Origin of the sequence: Microbispora sp. ATCC PTA-5024, assembly GCF_000511135.2 — a bacterium.
Lineage (GTDB): Bacteria > Actinomycetota > Actinomycetes > Streptosporangiales > Streptosporangiaceae > Microbispora > Microbispora corallina.
This window is the reverse complement of sequence record NZ_KI866522.1, coordinates 840,784-844,726: the sequence shown is the minus strand read 5'-3', so window position 1 is coordinate 844,726 and position 3,943 is coordinate 840,784. Positions and strand designations below refer to the sequence as shown.

Here is a 3,943-nt window from a genome sequence, read left to right as displayed (position 1 = left end):
CCCCTGAGCGGCGGGAGGCGAGGCCGATGACGGTGACGCGAGGGGCCGCGGCCCATCCGCAGCCGGAGGAGGGCGTGCGGCACGGCCGTCTCGCCGCCCGCCCCGTCGCGCTTGCGACCTCCCCGGGCGGAGGACCGCATCCGCCCCTCCGCGGGCCCGAGGCGGGCATCCACCGGCTGGACGGGCAGGCGCTGCTCTACGTGCCGCCGTCCGCCGGGCCGGGCCCGCACCGGATCGCCGTCGTCCTGCACGGCGCGGGCGGCTCGGCCGAACAGGCGCTCGGGCTGCTGTCCGCCCAGGCGGACGATCTCGGCTTCCTCCTGCTCGCGCCGAAGTCGGTCTCCACGACCTGGGACGTCATCCTCGGCGGCTACGGGCCGGACGTCGCGCGGCTGGACAGGGCGCTGGAGGAGGTCTTCGCCCGGGCCGCCGTCGACCTGGACGGCGTGGCGGTCGCCGGATTCTCCGACGGCGCCTCCTACGCCCTGTCGCTCGGGGTCGCCAACGGCGACCTGTTCCGCGCCGTGCTCGCCTTCTCCCCGGGCTTCATGGCGCCCATGCTCCGGCACGGCCGCCCGCGGCTGTTCGTCTCCCACGGCGCGGACGACCGGGTGCTCCCGGTCGCCTGCGGCAGGCGGATCGCCAAGAGCCTGCGGGACGGCGACTACCCGGTCGCGTACGAGGAGTTCCCCGGCGGCCACGAGGTCCCCCCGGACGTCGCGACCGCCGCCGCCCGCTGGTGGGTCCAGGAGCACACCGACGGTTCCGCATAGGCGAGGGATGGCCGGATCCGAGGGACAGGCGTCCCGAACGGCCGCGATGGATCTTCCCGCGGACGGACTTGGTGACAGATGACCAAGCCGTTCGTGTCGAAGGAGGACCATCCCCATGTGGGCCGACCACGCTGATCTCCGTACCGGTGGCGTCTCGTGACCGCCGTCGCCGCGCCGCCGGCCCGGGAGGGCGGCCTCGCCCGTGAGGTGCTGACCGCGCTGGGGCTGGCCTGCGGGCCGGTCGTGGCCCTGGGCTTCACCCGCTTCGCCTACGCCCTGCTGCTGCCGCCCATGCACGAGCGGCTGCACTGGTCGTACGCGCAGGCGGGAGGCATGAACACGGCCAACGCCCTGGGCTACATCATCGGCGCCGCCGGCGCGGCCCTGCTGGCCCGGCGCCTCGGCAACCGGACCGCCTTCCTGTGGGCGCTGGCGATCAGCGCCGTGGCCCTGCTGGCCACCGCGGCCACCGCCGTGTTCTGGGCGCTGCTCGCCCTCCGCTTCGCCGGAGGGTTCACCACCGCGGTCGCGTTCGTCGTGGGCTCCGCCCTCGCCACCCGCGTCGCCACCGGCGCCGACCGGCGGCGCGCGGCCCTGCCGGTCGCCGTCTACATGGCGGGCGTCGGCGCCGGCGTGGTGATCGCGGGCGTCGTCGTCCCGGCCGCCCTGTCCGCCGGAGGCGACGCGGGCTGGCGGCTCGGCTGGCTGCTGATGGGCGTGGCCTCCGTCCTCGCCCTGCTCCCCGCCTGGCTCGGCGCCCGCCGGGTCCCCGAGCCGTCTGGACTCCACGCCGCCGTGCTCGGCGGCCACCAGGTGCGCCGTCTCGCCCCCACGTTCGTCTGGTACGTCCTGTTCGGGGCGGGCTACGTCAGCTACATGACCTTCGTGGTCGCCCTGCTCAGGGAGCGGGGGCTGGGCGCCTCGATGGTCGCCGTGTTCTTCGTCGTGCTCGGCGTCGCCTCCGCCGTCGCGACGCTGTCGGTGTGGGGCCACCTGGCCGGGCGGCTGAGGGGCGGCCGGGCCACCGCGCTCGTCGCCGGGCTCGTGTTCCTCGGCGTGCTCCCGGTGCTGCTCCTGCCCGCAGGCGCGGGCGCCGCGCTGCTGTCGGCCGTCGTGTTCGGCTCCGGGTTCATGGCCGGTCCGACCGCCGCCACCGTGATCGCCCGGCGGATGCTGCCGCAGAACGTCTGGACGGCCGGCATCGCCCTGCTGACCGTGGCCTTCTCGGTGGGTCAGGCCGTCGGGCCGCTCGTGTCCGGCCTGCTGTCCGACAGCGCCGGCGGCATCGCCCGCGGCCTGTGGCTGTCGGCCGTGCTGCTGGTCCTCGCCGCCGCCGCCGCGCTGTTCCAGCGCGAGCACTCCCCGTCCTGAAATCCCGTACCTCTGAAAGGAAGTCCTCATGTTCACACGCATCCTCGTCGCCGTCGACGCCTCCTCGCGGGCCGGCCGCATCCTCACGGAGGTGGAGGACCTCGCCCGGGCGACCGGCGCGGCCGTCCACGTCCTGCACGCCGGCGAGAGCGAAATCATCTACGACCAGATGGTCGAACTGGAGGACGGCGCCACTGCCGCGGCCACGGTCGACCAGGCCGTCGCCCGGCTGCGCGCCGCGGGCCTCACGGCGGACGGCGAGGTGGTCGAGGTGCTCCACGAGAACGTCCCGTACGCCGTCCTCGAACGCGCCCGGGCGCTGCGGGCCGACCTCGTCGTGCTCGGCCCCCGCCATCACGGCAGGATCGGCGCGCTGCTCGGCGGCAGCGTCACCCACGAGGTGAGCCTGCACGCGCCGGTCTCGCTGCTGCTGGTGGTGTGAGGGTCGTGCCACCCGGCCGTCCGAGGAGCCGGCGGCCGTGCCGCAGACTGAACGCATGACCACCCGGAGGGGGCCGCGTCGCACCGTGGTCGTCGTCGTGTACGACGGCGTGCGGCTGCTGGACGTGACCGGCCCCCTGGAGGTGTTCACCGTGGCCGGCGAGCACGGCGCCGCGTACCGGACCCGCACGGCCTCGCCGGGCGGCCTGGACATCCGCACGAGCGGCGGCGTCCGGATCGGGGCCGACGTCGCCCTGGAGGACCTCGACGCCGCCGGGATCGACGTGCTGATCGTGCCGGGCAGCCCCGACGTGGCGACCGCCCGCGACGCGGAGCTTCTCGCCCAGGTACGGCGGCTGTCGGCGGCCGCCGGGCGGACCGCGTCCGTGTGCGCCGGGGCCTTCGTCCTCGCCGAGGCCGGGCTGCTCGACGGATGCCGGGCGGCCACCCACTGGGTGCTCGCCGAGCGGCTGGCCCGCGCGTACCCCCGCGTGACCGTCGACCCGGACGCGATCTTCGTCAGGGACGGCCGCATCATCACGTCCGCGGGGGTGACCTCGGGCATCGACCTGGCCCTCGGCCTAGTCGAGGAGGACTACGGCGCCGACCTCGCGCGGACGGTGGCCCGGCACCTCGTCGTCTTCATGCAGCGCCCCGGCGGGCAGTCGCAGTTCAGCGTGCGCCTGCGGTCGGGCGGGACGCGCGACAGGACCGTGCGGCGGCTCCTCGACGCGGTGGCGGTCGACCCGGCCGCCGACCACGGGCTGTCCGCCATGGCGGCGCGCGCCGGGCTGAGCGTCCGCCAGCTCACCCGGCTGTTCCGCAGGGAGACCGGCACGACACCGGCCCGGTACGTCGAGCTGGTCCGCGTGGAGACCGCCCGCGGCCTGCTGGAGTCGGCGGACGACCCGCTCGACGCGGTGGCGAGGAAGGCCGGGTTCGGCTCGCCGGAGACCATGCGCCGGGCGTTCGCCCGCGAGCTGGGGGTCCCGCCGGCCGTCTACCGGTCCCGGTTCCGCACGACGGGCGCCGGCCGGCCCGGCTTCTGAAAGCGTTTGCGGCTCTCGCCCGGGAGCGGCCTGACGGTTTGACCTGCACAGTCAGAGAGCGCTCTCTGTTCCGGTTGACCGGGACGTCCCGCCGGGTGACGATCTGGCGAAACACGGTCGTAACCGTCGCCCTGGTCGCCTCGAGAACGGACGTCCATGAGCACATCCCCCGCCCGCGTTCCCCGGCGCGCCCTCGCCGCGCTGGCCGGCCTGACCCTGCTGACCGGCGGAGCGGCCGCCGTCCCCGCCGCCGAGGCCGCCGAGACAGGTGCGGCCCGTCCCGCCGCCGCGGCCGCCGCCCCCGGCGGG

At 75.8% G+C, this 3,943-nt stretch carries 4 protein-coding genes; all 4 read left to right on the top strand.

The genetic code is table 11. The features are described 5' to 3' along the window. Positions 1-773, top strand: a 773-nt coding sequence (locus MPTA5024_RS03870; RefSeq protein ID WP_232326166.1) for an alpha/beta hydrolase, incomplete at its 5' end; no start/stop codon positions are given. A gap of 156 nt (positions 774-929) precedes the next feature. Further along, positions 930-2,144, top strand: coding sequence for a YbfB/YjiJ family MFS transporter (locus MPTA5024_RS03865; protein WP_036319912.1), 1,215 nt, complete (start codon positions 930-932; stop codon positions 2,142-2,144). A gap of 28 nt (positions 2,145-2,172) precedes the next feature. Then, positions 2,173-2,586 (top strand): universal stress protein, encoded by a 414-nt coding sequence (locus tag MPTA5024_RS03860; RefSeq protein ID WP_036319908.1) that lies wholly within the window; start codon positions 2,173-2,175, stop codon positions 2,584-2,586. 55 nt (positions 2,587-2,641) lie between these two features. Beyond that, a complete protein-coding gene (locus tag MPTA5024_RS03855) occupies positions 2,642-3,634 on the top strand; it encodes a GlxA family transcriptional regulator (protein WP_157099281.1) in 993 nt (330 codons plus the stop codon). The last annotated feature ends 309 nt before the right edge of the window (positions 3,635-3,943 follow it).

Coding starts and splice junctions, on each gene's coding strand:
- MPTA5024_RS03860 (WP_036319908.1), top strand. CDS start 2,173: ATGTTCACACGCATCCTCGTCGCCGTCGACGCCTCCTCGCGGGCCGGC.
- MPTA5024_RS03855 (WP_157099281.1), top strand. CDS start 2,642: ATGACCACCCGGAGGGGGCCGCGTCGCACCGTGGTCGTCGTCGTGTAC.